This window comes from Compostibacter hankyongensis (genome assembly GCF_039541075.1).
Lineage (GTDB): Bacteria > Bacteroidota > Bacteroidia > Chitinophagales > Chitinophagaceae > Compostibacter > Compostibacter hankyongensis.
The window spans coordinates 122,495-148,865 of sequence record NZ_BAABFN010000004.1 but is presented as its reverse complement, the minus strand read 5'-3'; the positions used below and the strand labels follow the sequence as shown (position 1 = coordinate 148,865).

General features: G+C 54.9%; 17 protein-coding genes. 2 read left to right on the top strand and 15 right to left on the bottom strand.

Going from position 1 to position 26,371, the window contains the following annotated elements:
• The first annotated feature begins 154 nt into the window (after positions 1 to 154).
• Both ABD851_RS09620 and ABD851_RS09615 read left to right on the top strand, forming a co-directional pair.
• A complete protein-coding gene (locus tag ABD851_RS09620; RefSeq protein WP_344978602.1) occupies positions 155 to 718 on the top strand; it encodes an RNA polymerase sigma factor in 564 nt (187 codons plus the stop codon).
• 73 nt (positions 719 to 791) lie between these two features.
• The gene (locus tag ABD851_RS09615; RefSeq protein WP_344978600.1) at positions 792 to 2,255 is read left to right on the top strand and encodes an outer membrane beta-barrel protein; all 1,464 of its coding nucleotides are present in this window, start codon (positions 792 to 794) and stop codon (positions 2,253 to 2,255) included.
• 16 nt (positions 2,256 to 2,271) lie between these two features.
• On the opposite strand, the gene ABD851_RS09610 is transcribed toward ABD851_RS09615, so the two are convergent.
• From ABD851_RS09610 to ABD851_RS09540, 15 genes are all read right to left on the bottom strand, one after another.
• Positions 2,272 to 3,474, bottom strand: a complete 1,203-nt coding sequence (locus ABD851_RS09610) for a nucleoside hydrolase (RefSeq protein ID WP_344978598.1) — start codon at positions 3,472 to 3,474, stop codon at positions 2,272 to 2,274.
• A gap of 5 nt (positions 3,475 to 3,479) precedes the next feature.
• A complete protein-coding gene (locus ABD851_RS09605; protein WP_344978596.1) occupies positions 3,480 to 4,469 on the bottom strand; it encodes a nucleoside hydrolase in 990 nt (329 codons plus the stop codon).
• Positions 4,470 to 4,558: 89 nt separating this feature from the next.
• The gene (locus ABD851_RS09600) at positions 4,559 to 5,515 is read right to left on the bottom strand and encodes a nucleoside hydrolase (protein ID WP_344978594.1); all 957 of its coding nucleotides are present in this window, start codon (positions 5,513 to 5,515) and stop codon (positions 4,559 to 4,561) included.
• Between the two features lie 61 nt (positions 5,516 to 5,576).
• Positions 5,577 to 6,602, bottom strand: coding sequence for a glycoside hydrolase family protein (locus ABD851_RS09595; RefSeq protein WP_344978592.1), 1,026 nt, complete (start codon positions 6,600 to 6,602; stop codon positions 5,577 to 5,579).
• Positions 6,589 to 7,890 (bottom strand): DUF2264 domain-containing protein, encoded by a 1,302-nt coding sequence (locus ABD851_RS09590; protein ID WP_344978942.1) that lies wholly within the window; start codon positions 7,888 to 7,890, stop codon positions 6,589 to 6,591. The genes ABD851_RS09595 and ABD851_RS09590 overlap by 14 nt, the downstream gene beginning before the upstream one ends.
• 102 nt (positions 7,891 to 7,992) lie before the next feature.
• Positions 7,993 to 9,507 (bottom strand): glycoside hydrolase family protein, encoded by a 1,515-nt coding sequence (locus ABD851_RS09585; RefSeq protein WP_344978590.1) that lies wholly within the window; start codon positions 9,505 to 9,507, stop codon positions 7,993 to 7,995.
• Positions 9,508 to 9,537: 30 nt separating this feature from the next.
• Positions 9,538 to 11,142: a DUF5008 domain-containing protein gene (locus ABD851_RS09580; RefSeq protein WP_344978588.1), complete on the bottom strand. Its 1,605-nt coding sequence runs from the start codon at positions 11,140 to 11,142 to the stop codon at positions 9,538 to 9,540.
• Positions 11,139 to 11,900: a hypothetical protein gene (locus tag ABD851_RS09575; protein WP_344978586.1), complete on the bottom strand. Its 762-nt coding sequence runs from the start codon at positions 11,898 to 11,900 to the stop codon at positions 11,139 to 11,141. The genes ABD851_RS09580 and ABD851_RS09575 overlap by 4 nt, the downstream gene beginning before the upstream one ends.
• Positions 11,901 to 11,948: 48 nt before the next feature.
• On the bottom strand, positions 11,949 to 13,436 hold the full coding sequence (locus ABD851_RS09570) for a RagB/SusD family nutrient uptake outer membrane protein (protein ID WP_344978584.1): 1,488 nt from the start codon (positions 13,434 to 13,436) through the stop codon (positions 11,949 to 11,951).
• Positions 13,437 to 13,455: 19 nt separating this feature from the next.
• Positions 13,456 to 16,659 carry a SusC/RagA family TonB-linked outer membrane protein gene (locus ABD851_RS09565; RefSeq protein ID WP_344978582.1) on the bottom strand — a complete coding sequence of 1,068 codons (3,204 nt, stop codon included), beginning with the start codon at positions 16,657 to 16,659 and terminating at the stop codon, positions 13,456 to 13,458.
• A 76-nt stretch (positions 16,660 to 16,735) separates the two neighbouring features.
• Positions 16,736 to 17,797, bottom strand: a complete 1,062-nt coding sequence (locus ABD851_RS09560) for a DUF5007 domain-containing protein (protein ID WP_344978580.1) — start codon at positions 17,795 to 17,797, stop codon at positions 16,736 to 16,738.
• 43 nt (positions 17,798 to 17,840) lie between these two features.
• Positions 17,841 to 19,466, bottom strand: a complete 1,626-nt coding sequence (locus ABD851_RS09555) for a carbohydrate-binding protein (protein WP_344978578.1) — start codon at positions 19,464 to 19,466, stop codon at positions 17,841 to 17,843.
• 15 nt (positions 19,467 to 19,481) lie between these two features.
• On the bottom strand, positions 19,482 to 20,975 hold the full coding sequence (locus tag ABD851_RS09550) for a RagB/SusD family nutrient uptake outer membrane protein (protein ID WP_344978576.1): 1,494 nt from the start codon (positions 20,973 to 20,975) through the stop codon (positions 19,482 to 19,484).
• A gap of 79 nt (positions 20,976 to 21,054) precedes the next feature.
• Positions 21,055 to 24,003 carry a SusC/RagA family TonB-linked outer membrane protein gene (locus tag ABD851_RS09545; RefSeq protein WP_344978575.1) on the bottom strand — a complete coding sequence of 983 codons (2,949 nt, stop codon included), beginning with the start codon at positions 24,001 to 24,003 and terminating at the stop codon, positions 21,055 to 21,057.
• 10 nt (positions 24,004 to 24,013) lie between these two features.
• Positions 24,014 to 26,257, bottom strand: coding sequence for a DUF7133 domain-containing protein (locus tag ABD851_RS09540; RefSeq protein WP_425549949.1), 2,244 nt, complete (start codon positions 26,255 to 26,257; stop codon positions 24,014 to 24,016).
• Positions 26,258 to 26,371: the final 114 nt, after the last annotated feature.

The window sequence follows — 26,371 nt, the reverse complement described above, 5'->3', positions numbered from 1 at the left end:
AACAACGGCAACGGGCTGCTTTTTTTCAGGAAGGCAATCGTTCTGGAGTTTTTTTTCTGAAGTATGCAGCAAATGTGGTATCCTATTTGTCCATTAGACTACGGTCCTCCGGCATGTCACCGGAGATGGACAAATCTACAACAAGCGATACCCCTTGGAATACCGTCAGCCGGCATACGAAGATACCCTGTTGGTAGCGGGTTGCAAACGCAACGACCGGGTGGCGCAGGAACGCCTGTACCGGAAATATTTTGAGCTGGCCTATCGCATCTGCAACCGGTATACTCCCCAGCAAAACGATACGCTGGCCGTAGTCAACGAAGGCTTTTTAAAGATATTTCGGCATATTGCCGAATGGGAACCCGAAAAAGGACAGCTGGGAGCGTGGATCAGGCGGATCCTGATCAATACCGCGCTGGATCATATCCGGAGCCTGCACCGGTCTGTTGCCCACAGTCCCCTGGAAACCGCCGTCCACCTTCAGCTGAATGAAGAAGCGCTGGACCGCATTACTGCGGATGAGCTGCTGAAGCTGGTACGCTCGCTGCCCCCGGTGATGCAGGCTGTATTTAACCTGTATGAAGTGGAAGGATACAGCCATAAAGAAATTGCGGGACTGATGTGCATCACGGAAAGCACCTCCCGCTGGCACCTGACGGCGGCCAAAAAGAAATTGCGTAATTTGTTCCGTGAGGGACAATCCGTGGTCAGCGGATAATACGTACATAGGCATGTATCTGTTCGCTGAAAAGTTTATTTATCAAATGTAAAAGCGATTTTTTCCCCGATGCATGCGCGAGAAATCTACCCATAATTCCCCCTTACGGCAAAAGCTATCTTCCGCACCTCCTCCCGACCCGTCGGAAGGATGGAAGCAGATGCACGCCTTACTGGATACGCATATGCCGGTAGCCGGCGCCCCCGTGCGACGGATGAGGCCACGGTATATCCGGGCGGCGGCCGCTTCCCTGCTGTTGCTGACGGGAGCCGCCATATTATTTCTCCTGCAACACCATACTTCGCTTTCAAAAACGTCATCTGAAAATAACGGCAACGGGCATACGCTTATAGAAGCGGTCGCCGCTGATGAAGGATCAGCGATGCCAGCCGCTGGCGCCGCCCTGCCTGCCGGCAATGCCGGTTCTCCCGCATTATCCGCCGGCCCGGCGCTCTCCGGGGCAGACGAGCAACGGGTTCCGGAAGCAGCCGGCAGCCCGGCTTATCCCGGTCACGCTGTAAGCCCCTCTACCGGCCTTACAGCAAGTGCTGCCGCCGACCCCGCAGAAAGCCTATCTGCAGAAAGCAGTTCTGCAGAAAAGACGGCGCTGCCTTTTCTCAACACCGCTCCTGCCCTGCCGGCATCTTTTGAACGGGCATGGCGGCAATCCGCAGCCAGCCGCAGAACGGGGATCGTAACGCCGGCGGCCAGGATGGCGCTGGCACGATCGGCATCGCCGGCATTCCCGACGTCTGCCATCCCGCCGCAGTCCATGGCATCCACAGCGCCATCGTCCGGAGTGCCGGCCGCTACAGCGCCCGTTTCCGGCATGACCGCGCCGGCCTCCACACCGCCGGCTGCCGCCAGGGGCCTGCAATGGGGCATCCGGCTCAACGTCAACTCCGCCGGCAGCTTTGGCGATGCACAGTCAAATTTCAATCCCCTGATGAAAGGCGCGCCGCTGGACGTTTATCCCGGCGTCTTTGTCCGCCACCCTCTTTCCCAAAAGCTGGACCTGCAGGCCGGCATTGCTCTGGCCTCGCCGGTAGACCTGCAGCGGGAAAAGCTTGTCCATACCATGATGCGCCCGGAGCGGGCCGTTTCGCCGCAAGCCACGTATGCGCAGGAGAACATTACGTTTGACCGTCTTTATTATATCGACGTGCCGCTGACCCTGCAGTATCGCCTCAGCTCGCGCTTCTCGGTCGGCAGCGGCCTTCAGGTATCGGTCCTCCAAAAGGCGATCGGCGAAAAGCAGTTCCAGGAGTATGACCGGATGGACATGATGATCGCCCGGGACCCCGAAGTTCCGGAGCCGGAGAATGTAACCCGTTCGGCCGCTACCGGCGAAAGTCTCAACAAGCTGGACCTGCGCTGGGTACTCGGCGCGCATTACCGCCTGGGCGTGCGCTGGGAAATTTCAGCCCAGTACCAGAAAGGGCTTTCCGGTATCGTCAAGGACAATGCCTTCGGACAGCAGTACCATGTCCGCAACTCCTTCCTGCAGGCCGGTGTGGGCTTCCGGTTTGGAAAATAACCATTTTCAATAACGCTCACGGATAAACGTACGACTTGTACAGGGCCGGTAGCGCTTCCTGCAGGCCTTTCTCACGCTGCACGGGATCCTGCCGGTAATAAATGGAAAAGTTGGAAGGCCGCCCCGTCGTACTGAAGCTGAACCTTCCGTCGCTGCGCACCTTTACCGTACAGGGCTGAAGCGTGGCAGGGATAATACGGTCGTCAGGCCGCAGGCTGTCCTGCGGCACAAGCCGGCAGCTGCCGTCTGCGCGCTGCACCAGCTTGCGTCCTGAAACCATGATCCATAATGCCGTTTCCCAGACATGATGCGGGTGGGCGTAGTTCGTCGTGTCTTTGGCGCTGTTGTCGTCCATCGCCCGCAGGAAATCCGGGCGCAGGGTACGGTTATAGGCAAAGGTCAGATAACGGTGCAGCTTGGGCGGCAATGTGCGGATAAAGCTCAGCCCGGGCAGCTGCCAGTAGGTATTGTGCTGTCCGCAGACAAAGGCGCCGTCGCGTGTAGCGCAGGGATAAAGCGCTACCGGCAGATCGGACTGCAGCAGCCGGATAAAGGCATTGACATCCAGGGCCACGTTCCACTCGCCGCCGGGAATAGCATTGGCGCCCTTGTCTTTCCCCGGCCGCATGTCCGGCGCTGCCGTGCCGGCGGAAAGATGGATGCGCTTTACCTTTCTGCGAAACAACGCGGGGCTCCGGTTGTAAGCCACGGCAAGCGGACGGGCGGAGCCAAAGGAAAGTATCTCTACCGGCACCGGGCTTTCTCTCAGCGTCTTTAGCAGGAGCTGTATACCCTCCTGCTGAAAGCCCGGTATATCCTGCATCTTGTCCCACGGACTGCGCATGGGCGTGAAAGGACCGCAGGCAAACGGAATGTTACGGTTGAAGATATAGTTCAGCTGCATCACGGGGATGATCCCGGCCTCGCGCGGACCCCGCGGATCGCGCCAGAGGGTGGGATGATCCGCCACCGGTTTACGGAAGGCGTCGGTAACGTCGAGGATGACCGCTTTCAGATCGATCTCCGGCAGCGCATAAGCCGTAACGAGATCAAAGTTATCCCCGAAATCCTGGTACGGATGATAGAGGTCCGTTATCACGATCACGGGTATCCGCTTTGCGGGAGAGCCGCTTTGCTGCGCATGAAGTCTTACAAAAAGCAATCCGGTCATCAGCGGCACCAGCGCTGCCCGCGCTATTACGGTCCGTGCTTTCTTCATCGGGATCATTTACGCCGGGGTTCCTGCATCATCAAATCATTGATCACCTCCTGCACCTTTTCCGGAGCGGTCTTTTTCACGAGATAAAACTGTCCCTGGCCTTGTTTGTCCCAGGTGTTGCTGCCATCGGAGGCGACTTTTATCTTCCCCGGCTGCAGGGTATAATACGGCGCATAGCCCCTTACCGCCACCAGCACCGTGGTCTCATCCCAGCTCATACGCCCGGCCGAGTCCTCAGGCGACTGCGGGATACAAATGCTGAACGCATCTTTTGCAGGACTGCTGAGCGCTGTATTGTGGATCAGCGGCAACCCTGTTTTGATCTCGGCCCCGATCTCAAATCCGCTGAAGATGACCGGCGTGGGCCAGCTGTCAAACACCTTCTGCGAGGAGGCAGCATCCTTCATGATATTGAATTCCTTGCCGGACGGATATCGTCCTCCCATACAAACCAGCTGCTTTATTTTCCTGGCCGCCAGCTCCTTACCGGACAGCGGTGAAAATTCATCGGCCTTCGAATCCAGCAGCCCGGCCAGATTCGTCAGAAAGCCGACGGTAACCACGGTTACGCTGTGGTCGGGCTGCCCGGCCAGCACCTTGCGGTAGACCTTTACCGCATCGGGAACATCCGCGTTCCGCTTTACCCGGTGCGGATACTTCGCCAGCAGGGAGTCCGTCCAGTGCTGCGGATCGGTCAGGCTGACGCCCTCTCCTTTGGGCACGCCGATCGGTATCTCCGGCCGCCCGAAATACGTGTTGAAAAGATCCAGCACGGCCGCAATTCCTTCGTATTTATTGCTGGCCACGGTAGCCAGTATCTTCGCCTCGCCTTTGTCCTCCATGACGTGCAGGATGGTAATGGCGCCCACATCATCATAGTCCGGACCGATATCGGAATCGAAGATAACGGGCACGGGCCCCTGCTTTTTCTGGGCGGTCACGCAGGCGGACAATGTAAAAAGACAAAGCGTACAAAATAACAGGCAGTAGCGCATAACCATGTTTTTAAAGTTTTTGAATATCCCGAAAGGTTCGGGAGCGTTTTTATCAGGGTCAGTTATCATAAACGAAAATCCGAACGATGCTATTTCCCGGGACGCGAGGGCGCCTCGCTCATCAGCGTTTCTATCGTATCCGCCAGCGCGCTGTTGCCGGCCACCGGAGCCAGCACGCGATGATGCTTCGGGTTATGCCCCCGCGGGTTCCAGTAGGTCTGCAGGGCTTTGTTCTGCTCCAGCGCACCGGAGCTGTCCACCCTGAAATACTGCGGACGAACGGCAAACAATACGGCGATCTGGTCCCAGCTGTACCGGCCGTGGGACAGGGCATCGTTCCACAAAGCATAGGCCTTCCGCACCGGGTTATCCGCCGGCGTAGCGGGCAGCTTTTTATTGCCGGTAACCACTTCCCGCCCCAGCGTGCAGAAATAAGCATCCGCGGGCCAGTGCTTCAGCAAGGTATCGATATAATATTCCGCGCCGTTTCTTCCAAAATTCCAGTCGCGGTTAGGCTTTTCGGAGGTGCCGGTCATGGCAACCCACTTTTTTATTTTCCGCTTTACCAGCCGCCAAGCCGCAGCATCGCGCATCAGCAGCACCAGTCCGTAAGGATGGCCGATGGTCACGAGGGTAACGCTCGAATCGGGCTGCCGCTTCAGTATCTTTTTATAGGTCTCCACGAGCTCGGGCGCATCATCTACCACGTCGTGGTGATATACCGCTCCCGCGGTGGCAATGGCTTTCGAATAATGGTCTGCCGGATCGCCGATATCGTTTCCCTTGTACTGCCCCAGGGGCAGATCGCCACGCCCGTAGTAGGTATTGATCGCATCGCATACGCCGATGCCATACTTGTTTTTGCCCGAGCTGTAGATCACGCCCAGCATATGCGCCTCTCCCCGGTCCGCCAGCTTGTTCAGCACCGCCAATGCGCCGGCGTCGTCGCAATCCGACCCGATATCCGTATCCAGCAAAATGTTCACCTGCGCATGCAGCGTAACGGTCAGCATCAGCATCATCCCTGCGAAGCAAGTTATTTTCATACCGTTTTACTTTGACAATAAACATTTTTCATATCAGCGCTACCCATGTCCGTAACCGTTATCAGGGTGTCAGGTCAAACTCCGCCGAATACAAATGGTAAGACCATAACCAGTTTTCTCCCGTAACGGCCGTGGTAAAATAAACAACCGCCATACTGTCCGAGGGCAGGTAACCTCGGTCGTCCGTCAGGAAACCGGGATTATGATTCCGGGGGAAACCGGTTTGATCCGGTCCTGCAAATCCTATTTCCTCCCACCCGTCTTCTTTCGCAGACAGGCTTTCGGATAAGGGTTCCCGCAGCAGCCGGATATGGTTCCCCACCCAGGTAGGGATCTGCTTCGACTGACGCCTCCGCAGCTCCGATACGGCATACCGGCTTTTCTGAGAAAAGGCAACATAGGTGTTTGTATGGAGGTACGGCACCACATGTTCCCTGCCGATCACCATCGAATCTGCTTTTGCCGGCTTTATATTTCTGACACACATGACATCCGTCCTGGAATAAAACAGCTGTATGGTGGCCGTATCCAGCACAACCGAAGTACTCTGACCCGCGCCCCATTTCGAGGTGTCTCCGTAGGCGATAACGGGGTTCTTATCGTATTTTATATACGGTCCTTCGATCTGCTTTGCAAAAGCCAGACCGATCCGGTTATGCTTCCCGTCCCACCGGTCCACTCCCAGATAGGTCATGATCCAGTTGTAAACTTCTCCTTTATAGGTCAGCCGGAATGCACGCACATCCGGATCGCAGACATGCACATCATCCCAACCGGTATCTGAAGGGGCCAGCACCTCCTTACCGGGCCCCCAGCGGTAACCGTCCCTGCCCGGCATGCCTTTGTACAGATAAATATGATCGACCACCTTAAAAGGGTCTTTATTCTGACATAAAAAGATATACCGTACGCTATCGGTCTCAATGGCGCTCGGCGCATAGTCATAAAATCCGCTTCCGCCGCTAAGCACGTAATTCACATGCCGGGGCGGCAGGCCTTTTTTATGCGTCTCCGGTCTGCAACCGCTCAGGACAAACGCCAGCATCATGACAGAAAAAACGCGGCTCATCCTGCTAATCCAGCGCATGCTCAAGATGCACGTCCTCGCCTTTCCAGACCTTTTTGGCCGTCCAGTCTTCGTCCCCGCCGGTCCAGAAAGCATCGTCCGGTTTCAAACCCAGCACCAGAAAGGCCTCTGAACACAGATAGAGGCTGCCGGTGGAAATATATCCTTCGCCTACAGAGGGCTGATGGCCCACGATGCCGATTCGCAGCCAGCCCTTGCCGTCAAAGGTACCGGGGGCTTCCAGCTGTCTTTTTACGACGGTATACAGCGCGGCCCTGACTTGCCGGGGGCTGATCTCGGCAGGCAGCTTATGCATCCGGGCAATCTTCGAAAGCAGATGAAAAGCGCCGAAACGATAGGCCAGGGAGCGCCCTATGGGAGGATAAGTGCCCTCCGGAGAGATCATACTTTCCTCAATAGCAGCATAGCGGCGGGCTCTTTTCAACACCACCGGATAGAGCTGACGGTAGCGCGACGTATCTCCCTGCCCTTTGTCGATCATCGTCTGCAGCACTTCAAGGAACATCGGCTGGATCACGAAGCTGTTATAATAATCCCAGTGGAAAACCGCACCGTCGCCATAGGTGCCGTCGCCTTTGTACCATTTCATGTGCATGTCTATGGCCCGGTTTACCGGCTTCATCTCGCAGTCTCCTTCAAACTTCAGGATCGCCATTTCTACCATGGCGCTGAAGAACAGCCAGTTGTTATCGCCCGGCGTGATGGCACGCGACGATTTGAGGGCTGCGATCACATTTTTCTTCGTGGCGGGGTCCAGCCGGTCCCAGAGCTGATGCGGTGCGCGCAGCAGCGCCTCCGCAAAAAAGGCGGCATCCACAAGCGGCTGTCCGTATTTATTAAAATTCATAAAATCCGGAGACCGGGGATCGGTGGCATTGTGGATGCTCTTTAGCGCCAGCCCGATATATTTTTCGCGGAGCTGACCTTCCGCCGTCTTATCGGGACCCAGCTCCAGCCAGGGGGCCATGCCGGACAGCAGCCGGCCCATTGCCTCCAGATAGGTAACCTGCCGGCGGTCTTTATCCCGGCCCTCCTGACATTCTACGGGCATCAGCGCTTTCAACCGGTTACGGCTCAACGCTTCCAGCAGAGGGTCGGCGATACGGGTCAGCGCGGAGACAAAATATTGCCGCTCCCTTGTACCGTCGTCCGCGGCGGCAGACGCTGCCTTCCCCGGGTCCGGGGCCCGCTTGAAAGCATGTTCTCCCACCGGCGTTGCCCGCACTTCGCTCCCGGCCATCAGCGGGAAGGTCATCCCGAAAGTGACAGCCAGCAAAAGAACGGTCATCCTCAAACAGGGGTTGGTTTTTGTCAGATAGCACATTGTATGTTCAGCTTTTAATGTTCCGGAATGCCGGTCTGGTCCCGGCCGTTCCGCACAGGTTATGATTTAAGGTATATCAAAATTCAGCTGGTGCCAGAAGGTATTCCAGGTGGCCCACTGCTGCCCGTAGGCGTAGGAAAGATACTGCGGTTTTGCGGGATCTATATGCCCCATGGCATCTCCGCTCCAGCCGCAATTATGCAGGAAAGGCTGAAGGGTGCTGTCGCGCAGGGTTCCGGCCTGCTCAAAATGAATACCGTCCTGCGATTCCCAGAGTACCAGATAGCTGTCCGCCGTCATCCTGGATGCGGTATGGATGGCCTGGAACACCTGCAGGTCTTCCCGGTATTTTACATCACAGTGATCCGAACCCGGTATCTGGCTCGCATTCACCGCCGTGCCGTGGCTGGTCAGGTGAGCTGGCCAGTCAGCGTCCGCAGCGTCGGCCGTCGCCACCCGGGTGGTACGGCTTTCGCTTCCGCCGGCATTCCAGGTATAGTAAAAATAAATGGTATTGTCTTTGACCACAAAACAGGGCTCTCCGGCGCCGAACTTGGTGGTATCTCCGGTATATTCCACGACGGGTGCGGGATCGCCGCCCCAGCCGCTTCCGTTCCATTTTTCCCAGGGACCCGTAGGCGATTCGGAACGGCATACAAACGCATTGTTGTGTTTCCCCTCCGGTCCGTCGGTCGACGTATAGGCGAGATAGTAATAACCGCCCCATTTTGCGACTCCCGGATCACAAACCGACAGCTGATCGCGGCTGCCGGCCGTCGGCTTCAGCACCATCTCATCCGCGGTCCAGGTATGTCCGCCATCGACCGATCTTCTGTAGGCGATCTGGTCCCAGTAGAGCTTGGCATGGGCGGTCATCTGGACATAGGCCTGATAGCTGCCTTCCACCTCCACGCCATTCTGATAGATCACTGATCCGGTCTTTGTGCTGGCATATTTCCAGACGCCGGATTTGCCCACTGCCGGATCATTCGGGTCGCTCATGACCCAAAGATAAGTGCCGGCCGGGAATCCGTCGCTGTTGGTCAGATCCAGCCGCTGGTTATCGCCGTAATGCTCAAAGGATTGCTGCGCCAGCACCGTCCCCGCCACCGTGGTGGCATAATCGGTCTGCCAGCGATACAGCTTAAGCGTAATATTGCTCATATTGCCACCCCATGTGGGACTGATCACCAGCAGGCGGTAAAAATCCGCAGCGACAGTGAACTGCTGCGCTACAGAACCGTCCGGCGCTATCTGTACCGGACTTTTCGCCCCGGTAGCATCAAAAAGCGAATCGCCGTCCGTATATTCCTGGCCGGGCGCGGCAAACCATGCATCAATGGAACCGTCGTCATTGATAATGATCGAAGGACCGTACCGGTAGTTCGCCTTGGTGGTCGTAAAGATATTCCACCCTTGCTCCACGGCAGGTATACGGGCATATTCCGGTACCGGTACTGAATCCTGGACAGCCGGAGGGTTGTCGGGACCATTGTTCTCCCGGGGCTGCATGTCTTTTTTGCAGGAAAAGATCAGCATCGCTGTCATAAACAACAAGGCTGACATCGCAGTGTTTTTCATGGTGTTGTTTTTTATAGGGTGATAGTAAACTTACTGGTATTGCATGCGAAGAATATTGTTCGATGCACGGTAATCAAACTCCGTGAAGTTGCCCACGGCGATAAAGGCCTTTAGTCCTTCCAGCTGCAATATTTTGTTGAATCCGCCTGAAACCGCATCCAGTCCCAGATTGAGTCCGCCGCTGGTGTTATAGGTCTTGTGCAGCCCTCCCGTAGCATCAAGTACCGCAAAGTTACTGCAGGTTACATCGTCGAATTTCCGGAAGGTGCCCGAAAGGATGATCGCTCCGTTGTCGAGTACGCCCGCCTTGTATACAAATCCATCCGGTCCTTTTCCCACATCAAAACCCGGATCATAGCTTCCGTCGGCATTGATACGCACAACGTGGATGGCGGCATGTCCGTCATAGGCATTGAATGCGCCGACCAGCAGGAACCTGCCGTCCGGCAGAGGCTCGATATCGTTGATGGCCCAGTCTGCGCCGCCGTTCGGCCGGAAGCCGCCATCCAGGGTGCCGTCGGCGTTGAGCCGGGCGATGCGGTTGGCGGTCTGCCCGTTGTATTTGGTAAAGTTACCCGCGATAAGCAGCTTACCGTCCGGCAGCAGCAACGAAGCGTTAATGGCCCCGTTCACGCTTTCCTTTCCGCGGTGATTCACCCCGTCGTAGTTATAGCTGGAATCCAGCGAGCCGTCCTCATTGAACCGTGCAATATAATTTACCATGATAGAATCCAGGTGGGTGGAATCCAGCCCTGTGGAAGATACCAGGTCATAATTCACCTGCACATAATAACGGAAATTACCGACGCCGATATATTTATGATCGGGCAACACATGCAGCTGCCGCACCGTACCGGCCACACCGCCCCGCAAGGCAGAGGCCCAGACGACATCTCCGGAAGGCACGGTTACCGACACCGAGTCTACTGATCCGTTGAAATTCAGCCGGGCAAAACCCGACATATGGGCCAGGTCGCCGTAACGGTTAAACGAGCCGGCCACCAGATATTGACCGGATTCCGGCAGGTAAGCGCCGGCATTCACCATCGCCGGCGCGCCGGTTGCCGCGCCGTACTTAAAGGTACGGTCCAGGGTACCGTCTGCATTGATACGCGCCACCCGATTGATACCGCCGCCTATGTTGGCATTGTCGTAATTGGTAAACCCTCCGGTGATCAGGTACTTACCGTTTTCTACCGGCAGGATGTCCTGAATGGCGCCGTTCGCCCCCCGGAAGCCGGGAAACAACGTATCCATCTGCAGGGGACCGAACACCCGGAAGAAAGGCCCGAAGAAATATTGTTTTCCCACCTGTGCGGTAACAGCACCGGAGCTTGCCCCCTCCGGTACGGTAACCGTTACCGTAGTATCGGTGGCACCAATAACATCCGCTTTCTGTCCGTTGAAAAGGATGGAAAGCTGATCGCGATGATCCGCAAATCCCTTCCCTTTGAAGAGGACGGTATCGGCCAAAAATCCTTCGTTGGGCAAAGCGCCGTTTTCCTGGAACGATATGTCGGGCAGGATGGTTTCCTGGTAGGGATCTTTGCCGCGGGATGATTCCACGTCCTTGGTGCAGGCCTGCAGGATAAACGCTAGACACGCGGTGAATAGTATGGAATAAAAACCTCTCATCTGAAAATATTTTTGTTTTTACGATAAGCCGACGCCGGGCTTTTTGATGGGTCGCCCAACAACAGATATTGTTCGGCAATACGTTTGAATTCCCCCTGACGGAATCCAAACACATGGCTATTCTTTAACACATGCAGCACCCCGTTCAAGGGCTGTATATCCGAGGTGGCGATCTGCACCTTCGGATCCTTTCTGAAGTCGCTGGGATTATAGGTGATGTCCGTCAGGTTCAGGATGCGGGCCCCTACCGCCTCGGCACCGCCGTAATCCTGATAGATCAGGCCGATATTGAGCACATAGCCGTCATACATGACATAGTTGATACCAGGATAGGAGAAGATATTGTTCGGGTCTACACGCGGGAACTTGTTGGCGGTAAACTTGCCTTCGAGGATGTACATGGATAAGAAATAGCGCCATACCTCCGGACTGATGTCCTCCAGATGAACCGAGTCCTCCAGGTTGGTATAGCGATAGCTGTTGAGGTCGTCCATTGCTCCTTTGATGGCATCGTCGGTAGGAGAAAAAAAAGTGACGGTATCCTCTTGTAACACCGTTTTCATTCCTGCCCGGTCGATGATATAGGTAATCGTATCAAAGTAATAGGGATCGTTCGCCAGATAGTCGTAAATGCTGCCGGCATAATGGGGGTCCGCCAGACCGCCGTCTGCGTAATAGTCTTTCTGGCAGCCTGCGGACAGCACGCCGGCTAATCCGCAGATCAGCAGCAACATTTTGCCCCGAAAAAAATATTTCATCTTTACCTGTTTTTTCATGGCCTGTATTTTTAACCGGTCCTGCCCGGGTTATTTTGCCCAAAAGAGATTTTGCGTGATCAAGGGATCTTTGTCAATAGCCGATTGCGGAACCGGCCAGGTCCAGGCGGCCTGGTCAAACATATCCGGGGTGAGGTAATTGTAAGTCTGGTTCAGGTCCAGCACCCGGCGGGTCCTTACCAGATCATACCACAGATGACCTTCGCCCAGCAGCTCTTTCTCACGCTCCAGGAAAACAGCATCTTTCAATGCATCCGAGCCGCCTCCGGTATACGACGAAACCCCCGCCCTGGTCCGGACCTTATTCAGCATCTCGATGGCCTCTTCGTCTTTTCCAAGGCCCGCCAGCGCCTCTGCCCGGAGCAGGATAAGACCGGCATACCGGAAAAATATCAGGTTGGCGTCAAAGTCCCGGCCTTCGGATATGGATGAAAACTTGAGGAACATGGCAGACTGGGGATTCACAGTACAATAGGGATCGTCAAACCACAAACTGAGCCGGTTATCCTGTTCCCCGGGCGGATACAGCTTGTCGATCACCTCACGCTTCAGCACGATCTCGCTGCCCAGGCCTCCGTAAAGGTTGGCATTGCTCTGGATGACCGGCTGGTGCAGCACGTACTGGGCAATGATAAAATGATAGGAGTTGCCGTAGTTGGCATCCAGGGAGAGCTCAAAGATCCCTTCCTCGGAACGGCCTTTAAAGATCGCCTGCATATCTTCCTGGCTGCTGTAGGGCAACAGCTTATAAACGCCCAGATCCATCACCTGCTTGCAGAGGTCCGCCGCCTTCTGCCAGTATTCCTCCTGTCCGGATTTGGCAAATCCCGCTTTCCACATATAGATATGGGCCATCAGGGTATAGGCCGCGCCCTGCGTGGCGCGTACCGCCCGGTTGGTAGGATCGTCATATACCTGGGGAAGATCGGGCGCTGCCGTTTCCAGGTCCTTGAGACAGAAGTCCAGCACCTCCTGCATCGGGGCGCGGGGCTTGTTCTCAATACTGTAGGGATCGGTCTGAAGCGGCACATCGCCGTACATCTCCACCATATAGAAATAGGTAAAGGACCGGATAAAGCGGGCCTCGGCAGTAAGCTGTCTTTTTTCCTTTTCCCCCAGGCTTTCATCCTGTATATCCGGGATGCGGTCTATACACAGGTTGCTGGAGGCAATGCATTTGTAGAACCCCTGCCAGCTATTCAGGATGGAAATCAGACCGTCGCCGGACATATCCGGACTGTTCAGCGCATTCTTCGACAGGGTTTCGAAGTCGGTCTTTTTAAAATAATCCCAGACGCCCGGGCGGAAATCGGGCGTGTTATAGAGCGCCGATTCCAGGAATTTTTCCTTCAGCAGCTCATAACAGCTGTTGACCGCCTTCTCTGCATCTTCCCGGTTGCGCCAGAACTCCTCGCCCGAAAACTTATCGATGGGTTTTACTTCAAGGAATTTTGTACAGGAGCTCAAAAAGCAACTGCATAATACGACGGCGGCTATGGTGCGGTATAATATCCTCATGTTACCGTTTTTTCAATTTTTAAAATTGTGCGTTTATCCCCAGGGTCAGGCTACGCGCCGCGGGGTACCCTTTGATATCGTCCCGGCCCAGGGTGGTCACCGTTTCGGGATCGGGGCCCGAATACGGCGAAAAGATGCCGACATTATAGAGGGTGGCATAGGCGCGCAGCAGATGTAATCCCCAGCGTTTCATAAAACCGAAGTTCAGGAAGGTATAGCCCAGGGTGATCTGGTTGATCTTAAAATAGGAACCATCTTCGGCGAACAGGTCCTGATCGGCCAGGAAGGGATTGGTAAGCGAGTTATGATAGACGTTCATGATATCAGAATAACTTGCATCCGATCCCGCGCCGGTCCAGTAACGCAATTGATCCAGGTCATACACATTGCTCATCTTATCGGGGTCGCTCAGCTGCTGCAATCGCGTGGAAAGCGCATTGTTCAGGAGCGTCCGTTTGATCAGGTAAGAACAGTAGATGTTCAGCGAAAAGTTGTGATAGCTAAAGGTATTGGACATCCCTCCGGTCATCAGGGGATCAGGATTGCCGATCACAAACTTGTCATGATTCCCGCTGATGGCATAATCCCCGTTTACATCCGTCCAGATGGGATCGCCGGCCTGGAAGAAATTGGTGCCGCCGGCCTGCCATTTGGCCCGCACCCCCCGGATAGGATCCACCGGCACATCGGCGGTGGACTGATAGATACCGGTATTCTGGTAGAGATAATTGCTGATGGGATTTCGCCCGACCTTCAGGATAAAGTCCTCTGCATACACAGGATCGATCTGCCGGTACAGGGTGATCCCGCCCGGCAGGCCGGTAAGGGTACCCCTGTTCAGCGCGCCGTTGAGGCTTACCGTCCAGTGAAATGCCCCGGGCTGTAAAGGGTTGAAGAGTCTTGCCGTTACGGCGAGCTCATGGCCGTAGTTCACGAGGCTTCCGCCATTCACCTGCACCTCGTTATAGCCGGTTATATCGGGGAGGTAAAAGCTGCGGACGATGTTATAGGTTCTTTTATAATAGGTATCGTACGTAAACGTCAGCCTGCCTTTAAACAGTCCCAGGTCCGCGCCGATATCGTACTGGTAGGATTTTTCCGGCTGCAGGGTGGGGTTGGGCAGCACGGAAAACTCCGGCGCCACGGAAGGGGCATTGTTGTAATCTGCATAAATCTGGTATACGCCCAGCGTATTCAGAATGGTAGAGGTAGCGCGGCTGTTGATGCCGTAGGTCATACGGAGCGAACCGTAGTCCAGCCAGGTCAGGTCCCGGAGCCAGCGCTCCTTGTTGAAGTTCCAGCGCAGACCGATAGCGGGATTTACCGAATAGCGGTCGCTGACGCCCGCATCGGAGTTGCCATCCAGCCGGTAGGAAAGGTCGATGTTATACTTGGTTTTATAATTATAGGAGACTATGCCGGCCCAGGAAAGCGCATGATAAACAGAAGTGGCATGTACCCCGTTATCGTTTTTGCCGTTGGGATCGTTAAAGGGATTGCCCGGGTAAAAGCGGGGTGAATAGCCCCTCGGCCCCCAGTAATAATCGCTGGGTCCGTTTCTCAGGTCGACGATATTGATCTTGTTGGTTTTTATATTTACCTCGTTAAAAAAGCTGACATACAGGTTATGCCCCTGCTCCATATTGGTGGGGACAGTACTGTAGCTGTAGTTAACACCATTACGCGTATTCAGCTCATCCCGGCGGCCGAGATAGCCGTATAGCATGGTAAGATCATTATTGGTAAATGCCTGCTTGAACTGATCGCGCGTATCGGTATAATAATCATAGGAGGTGGTGGAGCTCAGCCACAGGTTAGGGATCAGCTCATAATCTGCGCTCAGGTATCCGCGAAGGTTGACCGTATTGTTGTCATCCAGGTTATTGTCATACCCTTCGAGCTCCGGGATACCGATGAAATGCGAAGGCGACGGGTTCAGCGAGGAGGAGAAGGCGTTGCCGGCTCCGTTGTTGGTGAGTCCGCCGCCGTTCCCCCGCGCTTTCTGACCGAGGGCGCCGAACAACTGCGCGCCCACGCGCAATCGCTGATCGGGCTGAAAGTTCAGCTGCATGTTCAGACTGTATTTGTTAAAGCCGGTATTTTTGATCACCCCCTGGTTCAGCTGGTAAGCCAGGTTGGTCTTATAATTCAGCCGGGCATCTCCCCCGCTGATCTGAACGTTGTGATTGGTATTGATCGTGGTCTGGTAGAAATACCCCTGCCAGTTGGTGGAGTTGTTGTAAAAGGGATTCAGACTGTCGGTAAGAAACTGCGCATTGTTGAGCTTGTTCCGGCTGTCGATAAGGTCCCGGCTGTTTTCGAGAATGGAATTTACACGAAAGCGCCGTTCGAAAAGGCCGCCCCAGGTAGGCCGCAGCTCGGGCGGGAAGTTGATAAACACATTGCTGTTCACAGTGATGACGGGCGTAGGAGAGTTGCCCCGCTTGGTGGTGATCACGATCACCCCGTTGGCGCCCCGGGAGCCGTACAGCGACGCCGCCTGCGCATCCTTGAATACTTCGATGGACTCGATATCGTCCGGCGGTATCAGCGCCAGCGGACCGGTAGCTGCGCCCGGCTGCAGCATGGACTGGTCGATGCCGCCGTCGTAGTCGATCGGTACATTATCGATCACGAGGAGGGGATTGTTGCTCGCCAGGGTTGCCTGGTCCCCGCCGCCGCTGATGTTCAGCTGCGAGATACCGCGGATGGAAACGGATCCGCTGAAACCCGGCGCACCGGTGAGGTTCTGTATGTTAAGCCCCGCCACTTTTCCCTGCAGCAGCTGCTCCACATTGCTCACGGGTACATCCTGAATATCCTTTCCCGAGATCACCGATACGGCGCCGGTCACCGTTTCTTTCGTGCGCGCATTGTATCCCACGATCACCGCCTCCTTCAAGGCCTTGCTGGTTGATGTCATGAGAATGCGGAGAGCGGCTTCCCCTGCTTGGGCAACCTGGTCGTCGTATCCGATATAACGGAATTTGAGCTGATGCCCGCTTTCGGTGATCACCTGGAAGTTGCCCCGGTCGTCGGTAAGTCCGAGGGCCTTTTTCGACGTAACATCGTTGATGCTCACACCGGGCAAGGGTGAGCCGTTTTGTTTATCCAGTACTCTTCCCCGTACGGTAATAGCCTGCTGGGCAAAGCAGGTCACGCTGCCTCCCAGGAAGAGAAGCGCGGCGATCAGCCGTTTAATGCTCGGGTAATGCTGTTTCATGATGGGTAATTTTAAATGCCAGTAATTCCGGATCCCCGTCCGGCCGGATGAAAATCGTCTTTGTTTTATCCGCCGGTTAATCATCATCGAACTTGGGATCGATCTTGAACTTAAAGATCACCTGCCATTCTCCGGGTGCATAAATGGCGAAGGAAAGTCCTATGGAAGCGTTTTTCCGTTGGCCGAAGGACGCCCGGTTGTATTTAAAGGTGATCGACGCCCGGTCCGTATTTCCGGAAACATCTGCCAGCACCGGGAAGGGATTGGGAATATCATACGTAACCGCAGTGCTGTCGGAATCAAACCTGCGGTTAAAGGCAAACGGAAATACATCCGCCCCGATCATACCACTGCGATAATGCAGACTGTCCCACTGCATCATATTGAAACGGGTCAGCGGAATGATCGTGGAGTCTTCATCAAAGAACTTAAAGGTGAGGGTGTTCTTTGCATCTCCGGTCTTTACAAAGTATACGTTCACACTGTCCGCAGGAAGAGTGCGTTCGAGCATATCCATCACGCCGGATACCTGATTGGGATGGATAACCCCGCCCTCGTCAGGAGGCAGGAGCAATCCTGTGGAGTCATCATATTCATAAGGCTCGTAAGGGTGCGGGAGGCGAACGTCGAGCTGCATGTCGCTGAATATCTTCTCCCCGCCGCCGTTACTCACCTTCACATCAAACCGGTAAGTCCCTATCTTCACCTTGGAGGAATCGGTGTTACGGAAGAATATCTCCCCGGAGTTGGGCCGGATATAGAGAACAGGGCTTTTCCCATCCTGCTGCTTGGCCGTTATTTCCGCAATGGATTTCTCATCTCCGGAATAATACTCCTTCCACTCTTTTACCGGAATTTCCTGCCGCAGCTCGGGAGCGGGACTGCCGTCATTGTGCCTTACATCCAGAATAGAAAAGGTCAGCGGCTCGGAAGAATAGTCCGCATTGAAGATGTTGACAAAAGGATTGGTCCTCCCCAGGTTCACCACAAACCGGTTGATGCTGTAGTTCATGTCCTTGCTGAAATAATCCTGCTCTTCCGGCAGACCTTCCTTATAGCAGCCCGCTGCCAGGGTGATCAATATCCCGAGCGTCAGGAGGATGCCGGCCATCCGTTTTATGTTAATCTTTCTGTTCATAGCTGTGTGCTTAATGAATTTTACAAATAATGACAATGCAGGCCTACTGCTGTTCCACCGGGACAATGACCATCTTCTGCCAGTTGAAGCCCTGACTGTCATAACAATAGCGGAGTTCGTGAACTCCTGCCGTCAGGGTCACCACTGTCTTTACATCCGTCCAGGCCTGCCAGCCGCCCGTCGCCGGAGCCTGCTGGATGTCCCCGATATCCTGTCCGTCAAACTGGAGGTGGAATTGTCCTCCGGCGGCGGCCGAAGCTACCCGGGAGATAATTTCATACTGGCCGGTTTGTGCCACATTTACCGTATAGGCGATCCATTCTCCCGGGCGGGGCGTACCGACATCATAACCGCCTTCTGCGCAGTTTTCCAGATCCACGCCTTCAAAGAAGCGCATATCCACCCGGGCATTCCCCTTGTTGTCCGCGTCGGTGTCATGATATCCGAGGCCTTCCCCACCGTAATCAAATTCATTGCACAGGATGGTCCCCGGCAACGCCAGCGGCGTGCCGTGATAGGGACGTTTGGCGACCGGTATAAGACCAAACCGGCTGAGGTTGATGGAACCGGCGTCGAGGAAAAGTCCTACGGTATGCTTGCCGGCTTTTAGATGAATGGGATGGTCCATCATAATCGTCTTCCAGGTCTGCCAGGCCTTGGTATTGACGACATTCATCGGGCCGCTGATATCTTCGCCGTCCAGCGTGACATGGATGACGGAAAAGTTATTGGTCGTAGCTACCCTGACGTTTAACAGGTAATTCTCCGCGCTCTGTACCTCAACGGAATACTTTGTCCATTCGCCGGGATTGGTATAACCGATGTTGTACAATCCTTCACTGCATTTGGCCAGGTCCACGCCTTCGGAGATCCGGAAGCCGGCATTCCCCTGGTTCACCGCGTCGAGATCATGATAGGCCACGCCTTCCCCGCCTTCGTCGTAGTTGGCCGCTTCGATGGTGCCGGGAATAAGGCCCCATTTGCCCTGGAAGGGAGAGCGCAGCAGCGGATAGATGCTGTCCACGAAGGATGAAAATCCGAACACATGACGGCTGGCCAGGATGTGCAGCATCCCGTTTTCGGTCTTGAGGTTTACTGTGCGTGTAGTGGCGCTCACCCAATCCCGCGTATAGCGGGAATTGTTTTTATCGCTGTACTCGATCTGTTTCGATCCTCCTCCCTTGATGCCTGAGGCGCCGGTAGTGATGGTCCTGCCGTTCATTTCATAACCGTAAGGGGTTTTCAGGGTTACGCCGTCCGCATAATTCAGCGAGTCCAGGTCCACAATACCGGCCACCATATAGCGATGCAGCAGGGTGTCCCACATCCCCACAGGCACGCTGTCCAGCGTCCAGTCGCCCAGGTCCCCATTCTGGATCCGCGCCACGTTGAGGTTGTGCATGGCCGTCATAATACTGTAATCCTGTGGGGCAAAGAAGGTGATCTCCTTGGTTTTCAGGGTATCGGTCAAACCGGTCTCATCGAGGAGGTACAGCAGCGTATCGTAAAGGCCTTCCTGGGTTTTCAGGAAGTCGTAGGTATTCAGCGACACCTGCTGCACCGGACGGGCATAGCGGTATTCGTCCGGCGTCTTTCTGCAGGATACCGCCGATACCAGGAAACCGGCGATGATCGCAAGCGGGAGGTATCTGTTTAAACTTTTTTTCATGGCTACAGGTTAAGTTTATTTCCAGAAGCTGTTCTGGGTCAGCATGGGATTCTGTTCAAGAGCAGCCTTGGAGACCGGCCAGTATATCGCGCCGTTCGTTACCGCTTCCTCCGTAAGGTTGGTGTATTGGGGCACCTTCTTGAAATGAACAAGATCATACCAGCGCCAGCCCTCGCCCATAAGCTCCCTCCGGCGTTCCTGCAGGATGGCATCGAGCAGCTCGTCCTGGGAAGGGGTCCCATTCATGGGCAGTAAGCCGCGCTTTGCGCGGACCGTATTGAGGTCTTCCACGGCGTCAAGGGTCATACCCAGCCGTGTACGGCATTCGGCCCGCAGCAGATACATCTCTTCATACCGGAAAATCACGATAGCCGAGGTATAAAAACGAAGGGGCGGATTCTGGACCAATGCGTCGACCTGCTTGAGCTTATAAAACTCGGGGTGCTCGTCGTCCATATTGATAAAATACTTGTCTTTCCGCTGGTCCGACTTCTCATCGAAGATGCCGAGGATGGTATCCTTTTCCACGTAGAGCTCAGATTCCTTCTTTGGAATATCGGGCTCATGAAGCGTCCAGTCTTCCAGCTGACCGGTTGTGGAATATTCGGTATGGGTCATGTTAAAATCCAGCTGAAAGATATTACCGCCGGGTATATCCAGACGTCCCTTGAAAGTTCCGTTCAGCTTGGTGAGCTGGTCTGTGGTAACCAGCTGGTAATTGGTATTGCTCTGGTTGTCCATTAGCTGGTCGCAATACTTCAACGCTTCGGTATAATTCTCTTCCCAGTCATAGATATGGGCCAGCAGCGTCAGCACCATGCCTTTGCTTGCCGCGATACCCGCCCAGTGGGATTCTGCCTGTCCGCGATAGTTCCCGGGCGCTTCGGGCGACTTCCCGTTATAACGCCAGGGCAGGTCATCAAAGGCTGCCCGGGCATCTTCCGCCGCAAGCTCCAGCACTTTGTGCCAGTCTTCCCGTTGCACGTTCCCGAAAGACCCGTCCGAAGGCGTTGTCACCAGCGGCACGTCCCCCCATATCCGTACCATGTAATAGTACAGGAAAGCCCGCACCGCACGGACCTGTGCCAGGTCCAGCTTCATCTCGCTGGTGGAGTACCGGTAATCTCTTTCGGGTACAAGGGGCAGCTTCTGGATGGCCAGGTTACACTGGTCGATAGCGGCATAAAACCGCCGCCAGTCACGCCATTCATCCATGGTGGCGTAATTGGCGGTAAGCTTGTTATCCACTACCGCATTCAGATCGCCCCGGCTGGTGACCGCAAAATCATGTCCCCGCAATTCCCCGTATGCCCAATGGGCATTTTCATTGGCCAGCGCCGCACGGGCAAGTCCGTAGCAGGCGGAGCTACCCGCCCAGGCATCGTTCTTGGTCTGCCACATATTGGGAGCCGCAACGGCCCGTTTGGATGGGATATCCAGCATTTTATGGCAGGACATCCAACCGGTTCCCAGGAGTGCCAGGAAGAAGAAAATAAATATTTTCTGCATAGTCATTCTTTTGAGCTTATTTGATGTCCGGATGATCAGCGGCCGGTCACCGCAGTGGGTTTTATACAGGGCAGTAACCTCAGAACCGGAAGTTGAATCCGAGCACAAAGCGCTTCGGGAAACCCCAGTTGTAATCGCCTTCATCGTATCCGAAATAGCTAACGGCTTCCGGATCGCCACCCTTGTATGGGGTCCGGGTCCAGAGATTATCCGCCGTGGCGTATAGCCGAAACCGTTCTATACCTGCTTTTTTCATCCATTTCCCCCTGAAGTCATAGGAAAAGCTGACCGTACGCAGCTTGATGAAGGAGGCATCCTGAAGAAAAAGCGTCTGGTTTGCCTGATAAGGCTGCACGGGGCTCCAGGGATTATACTGCGGAATGCTTTCATAATCCTCCTCCCGCTGCTGCCAGTAAGTGACCTCTTTTACCCCCGTAAGATCGTCGGCCCCTTCCCGGTTGGCAAAATCAAAGCGGTCGGCGAGCGCCTGATTGATCACCTCCCTGCCAAAAGCGTAATTGAAGAGAAAGCCCAGGGTCATGTTCCTGTATTGAAAGGTCTGAGTAAAGCTGCCGGCAATATCCGGGGAAAGAGAGCCCTTCAGCACACGGTCCCGCTCATCGATGACATAGTCGCCGTTCAGGTCCCGCCAGCGGGGATCGCCGGCCCTCAGCGCAAGCCCCTGGTAGGACATTTTTTCTTTCGTTGCAGGATCTACCGGCACATCTTCGTCTGACCGGTAAATGCCGTCATTGACGAGGACCCAGTAGTCGTCTACGGGCTTTCCCACCACCAAATGACGGTCGCCTATCGTAATATCATGTGCGCCGCCGGGGAGGGCCATCAGCGTATTGCTGTTGGCATAGGCGGAGAAGCCGGCTGTCCACTGAAAATCCTTTTTCTGTAAGATATCCCCCTCCAGGCTCACCTCATATCCCCTGTTCCGGATATCCATGCCATTCTTCACCACCCCGGTATAGCCATGCTCCTCCATGACAGGTACCTTCAGCAGCAGATCCCGGTAGGTCTTGGCATAAAAATCAACCTGCAGACGCAGCCGCTTATCAAAGAACCCGGCCTGCAGGCCGATATTGCCCTGTTCCACAACCGGCCATTGGATCCCCTCCGTAATATAACCCAGGCCATAGGAAGCATTCAGCACCGGATAGGCGTCATAGGTAGAAACGTTGGGAGTACCGTTCCAGCCGATATTTACATCGTAAACCGGACCGGCATTGTAATAATCGTAGGGCAGGCGTTTCCCGACCAGTCCCCATGAGGCGCGCAGGTTGAGCTTATTCACCCAGGAGGGAAGGCTGAGGAATTTTTCATGGGACAGCTCCCAGGCGGCGCTCACCGTCGGGGAAAACAACCATTTATTTTCAGCCGGGATATCCGAGCTTCCGTCTTCCCGGAGATAGAAGCTGAGGAAATATTTCTCTTTAAAATTATAATCCAGGTTGGCATAAAAAGAGGCCAGGTTAGACTGGAGTATGTCTTTGTAATTAGCGGTGAGCTGATAGTTATTCGAGTTGTTGAACTGTTCGTATACCTTGATATAATCGCTTTTCCCCTTATAGGCCTTGCCGTAATTATAGCTCCATTTATCCCACTGTGTGTACATACCAAGGGTAACACCGAAGTGATGCGCATCCCGGATATCCTCATGATACTCCAGCGAATTATCCCATACGAGGCGTTTGTTCAGACCCTGGAAGTTGGAAGCAAAATTATTCCCGTCGCCCAGCGTGGAAGGAATAAACAGGTCCCTGAAATTCTGCACGTAATCGATCCCGAACCGGGAGTTCAGCTTCCACTTATCCGAGAACGTATATTGTGCATTGGCCATTACCTGTATGGTGTTATCCTTGTTATCGTCAATGCCGTCGGCGAGATAATCATAATATTGCTGCAATATGGCTTTATTGGGAGACGGAGGAGTTTCCAGATCAATAACATAATCCTCGTCGCTTATCCGGTCCCGGAGAAAGTGGTTTCGTGTTCTGTTGATGGTAGCCGCACTGATGCGGGTGGTGATCAAAAGATCTTTTACCGGCATGATATTGATGCCGAAATTCACATTGTACCGGTTCATGCCCGTGCCGTCGGCCACGCCCTGATCGGAAAGCTGGCCGATGGAAAAACGGAAGTTGGCCAGCCGGCCGCCGCCGCTGATGGCGGCCTGTATGCCGTCGCTCCAGGCATTGCGATAATACAGATCGTCCCAGTCCGCCGCCCCGTAATACTCAGGACGCGTGGAGTCTGCCAGGTAAGCCGGAAAATTCTGCCACTGTCCGGTGCTGGCATATTGCTGATAAAAGGGCAGACGGAAATCGCGCTCATAGGCCGCATTCGTTGTGGAAATATCGGGGCTCAGCGCATAGCCGACATAAGAATTGACGGATACGCGCAGCTTTCCGGCCCTGGGTCCGTAGGTAGTAATATTCACCACCCCGTTGGCGGCCAGCGGGCCGTATTTGGCGGTGGCCTCGAAATCCTTTAATACTTCGATGCTTTGTATATCATTTATATTCAGAAAAGACAGCAGGTTGATCTCCGTGCCCAGCCTGTTTACGCCAAACCGCTGTATATCGTAGGCAAAAGGATGATCCAGGATGAGCGGAATGCCGTCCACTACATAGGTTGGCTGTCCGTTCATCACGTCGGCATTGTCCAGCATCAGGGAAGAGAGACCACGGATAAAGGCGGCATTCCGTTTGCCCGGTTCTGCGCTGGGGATGCGGACTTCCACGCCGGTTGCTTTCCCGATGAGGGCCTGGTTGATATCAGCATAAGGGGATATCTCCGCATCCCGCGCAGGGATCAGCGAAACGGCGCCGCTGCTGTTTCGCATCAATGCGTTATAAGGAACGAAGCCGATGGTATCTGCCGGAGCGGCCTGCTCTGCCTGCTGCGCTGCGGTTCCGGCAGCAGATACAGTATCGGTCTTCTTGTACAGTACGCCCTGCGCTCCTGCACTTCCGATTTCTGCCGTAAAGAAGATAAGAAGTAAAAGTTTCTGTTTCATGTATACCTGTTTATTTTTCCAGTTCTTTCAGCGTCCAGGATATCTTTCTGCCCGCGATCTCTTTCCTGATCTTCTTTACCTGTTCGGGATGAACTACGGAAGCATTATTGCCGAGGTCTTTGCGGATATAGCTGAGCACGGAAGCGATCCATTCATCATCGTTGGTCTCCATGGAGGGCATGACGTCCGGATAGGTTTGTCCGTCAATCGGACCGGAGAGCCCTTTCAGCAATATCCTGATCAGCACCGCAGGGTCGCCGTTCACCCGCGCCTGTCCGGCCAGCGGCGGAGCGTTCATACTTTTCCCACCCAGGGAAAGGCCTTTCCCATCCGGACCGTGACAGGAAGCGCAGAGCTGACTAAAGGTAACGGCCCCCTTCCGGACCAGCTTCTTATCCGCTTCGGGCATGCCGGCCAGGCTGCTTTCCAGCGAGCGCCGCCGTGTGTCCTTTTCATATTGCTTCCAGGAAGCGTTCATTACCTTGTTGGCCCGGTTGCCGGCCAGCAGCTGCTGCAGCATCGACTTCGCCTCCGGCAGGGCGCTGCAGCGCAGCGACAGGGACAGCTGGAACCGTACATCGATGCTGCTGTCGTTCATCAGCGGCTTCAGATGACCCAGCATCTTCTCGTCTCCTTTTTTCAGATAGGTTTCACTGATCCATACGGCGGTTTTCCGGAGCCGGGGGTCTTTATCGGCAAGGACCTTGAAGAGCAGCTCCGGCTTTATGGCATTCAGCCCTTCCAGTGTCCACAGGGCATGGATCCTGCCCAGTATAGTGGGCGGCTTTTTCCAGAAAAGCATCTTGTCCCAGAATGATTGTTCGCCGGAGGCCATTTTCTCCAGCGCCGGAATCACGGAACGGTCGTCGCGGATAACGAGCAGCTTTTGAGCATTATCCCTCCACCAGCCATTGGGGTGATCGAGGTAAGTGACCAGCTTGCTGCTGCTTTCTCCAAGCATATGCGGTTGCGGGCCGGGCTCATAGCCGTCATGGACGAGCCGGTAAATGCGGCCCTTCCCGATGTGCTTATCCAGCCCGAAGCGCCGGATCTGCGGACGGATATATGAGTCGGCGCCCGTCCAGGTACTCTCCTGGATAATACCATGGTACATGTCGACGATATAAAGACAGCCGTCGGGGCCCGTCGCGGTATTGATGGGCCGGAAGTTCATATCGTTGGACGCCAGGAATTCGGAATGATGATAGGCATTCTTCAGCACGATCTCGCCGTTGCGGTTGGTCACCTTCGCACGCCGGACCAGTCTTCCTACCGGCTCGCAGATAAAAAGATCGCCGCGCATATCGGCCGGCAGCCGGTCGCCCCGGAATACCGACTGGCCGCAGCTGGCCGTAAATCCGTCGAGGGTGCTGTCGGGCCTCAACGTCTTGCCGCCGCCCTGCGCATCGGGAGTAGCCATCACAGGCCACGTGGCCCTGAATCCTTTTTCGTACTGGTCATTCAGGTTCAGCACGCCGTAAGCCGGGTTTTGCTGAAAGGCCAGGGCCGGGATCCTCGCACCCGCCAGGGAGAAAAACAGCCTCCCGTAGTTGTCGTGGGCCAGCCCCCATTGCCCGTTAGGCGACTCAGGCATCGAATCCACCTCCAGGCGGTTATTTACAAAACGGTACCGGGCCGGATCCTTGCTCATATAGATCCAGTTATCCAGGTTCCAGATCAGGCCGCTGCGCTGATGCTCCAGGTTACGCGTATCTTTTGCATCGTTGTGATACATCAGCGCTTTCTCATCGGCCTTGCCGTCGCCGTCTATATCCCGGTAACTCCAGAGGTTGTAGGAATTTGTTTCGTTGGTCAGCAACCGGTCACCCAGGGGCAGCATCATGCGGGGGAGCACAAGGCTGTCGATAAACACCGTGCTTTTATCCATCCTGCCGTCACCATCGGTATCCTCCAGCCGCACGATACGGCTCACGGGAACATTCTCATTGGAGCCCTCCACATCCTGCATATAGGTGCGCATCTCGGCGACATACATCCTCCCATCGCCGTCCCATTTGATATCCACCGGCTCTTCTACCAGCGGCTCGCTGGCCACCAGCTCCAGGTGATACCCTTTGGGAACATAAATCTTTTTCATGCTTTCCTCCGCGGAGAGATACGCGTGCGAAGGATTGGGATCGACGGCTGCCGGGCGCACCGGCGAAGGCGGAGCTGCTTCCCGTCCTTTTTGATTACAGGAAAAAAAACCAGAGATGAGTATAAGGGTGAAAATCCGGCAAAGGTTATTTTTCATGATATGATTTTCAGGTTAAAAAATATAAAGCAGTGTTCCCGGTCAGCTGCCTGACGCCCATGGCATATCTTATACCACTGAGCAGCTGATACAGGTACCACGGGTTCGAGTAAG

Excerpts from the sequence above, each read along its gene's own strand:
- ABD851_RS09555 (WP_344978578.1), bottom strand. The coding sequence starts at position 19,466 with ATGAAAAAAAGTTTAAACAGATACCTCCCGCTTGCGATCATCGCCGGT.
- ABD851_RS09605 (WP_344978596.1), bottom strand. The coding sequence starts at position 4,469 with ATGCGCTACTGCCTGTTATTTTGTACGCTTTGTCTTTTTACATTGTCC.
- ABD851_RS09600 (WP_344978594.1), bottom strand. The coding sequence starts at position 5,515 with ATGAAAATAACTTGCTTCGCAGGGATGATGCTGATGCTGACCGTTACG.
- ABD851_RS09570 (WP_344978584.1), bottom strand. The coding sequence starts at position 13,436 with ATGAGGATATTATACCGCACCATAGCCGCCGTCGTATTATGCAGTTGC.
- ABD851_RS09545 (WP_344978575.1), bottom strand. The coding sequence starts at position 24,003 with ATGAAACAGAAACTTTTACTTCTTATCTTCTTTACGGCAGAAATCGGA.
- ABD851_RS09590 (WP_344978942.1), bottom strand. The coding sequence starts at position 7,890 with ATGACCGTTCTTTTGCTGGCTGTCACTTTCGGGATGACCTTCCCGCTG.
- ABD851_RS09615 (WP_344978600.1), top strand. The coding sequence starts at position 792 with ATGCGCGAGAAATCTACCCATAATTCCCCCTTACGGCAAAAGCTATCT.
- ABD851_RS09595 (WP_344978592.1), bottom strand. The coding sequence starts at position 6,602 with ATGCGCTGGATTAGCAGGATGAGCCGCGTTTTTTCTGTCATGATGCTG.
- ABD851_RS09575 (WP_344978586.1), bottom strand. The coding sequence starts at position 11,900 with ATGAAATATTTTTTTCGGGGCAAAATGTTGCTGCTGATCTGCGGATTA.
- ABD851_RS09550 (WP_344978576.1), bottom strand. The coding sequence starts at position 20,975 with ATGCAGAAAATATTTATTTTCTTCTTCCTGGCACTCCTGGGAACCGGT.
- ABD851_RS09610 (WP_344978598.1), bottom strand. The coding sequence starts at position 3,474 with ATGAAGAAAGCACGGACCGTAATAGCGCGGGCAGCGCTGGTGCCGCTG.
- ABD851_RS09540 (WP_425549949.1), bottom strand. The coding sequence starts at position 26,257 with ATGAAAAATAACCTTTGCCGGATTTTCACCCTTATACTCATCTCTGGT.
- ABD851_RS09565 (WP_344978582.1), bottom strand. The coding sequence starts at position 16,659 with ATGAAACAGCATTACCCGAGCATTAAACGGCTGATCGCCGCGCTTCTC.
- ABD851_RS09560 (WP_344978580.1), bottom strand. The coding sequence starts at position 17,797 with ATGAACAGAAAGATTAACATAAAACGGATGGCCGGCATCCTCCTGACG.
- ABD851_RS09580 (WP_344978588.1), bottom strand. The coding sequence starts at position 11,142 with ATGAGAGGTTTTTATTCCATACTATTCACCGCGTGTCTAGCGTTTATC.
- ABD851_RS09585 (WP_344978590.1), bottom strand. The coding sequence starts at position 9,507 with ATGAAAAACACTGCGATGTCAGCCTTGTTGTTTATGACAGCGATGCTG.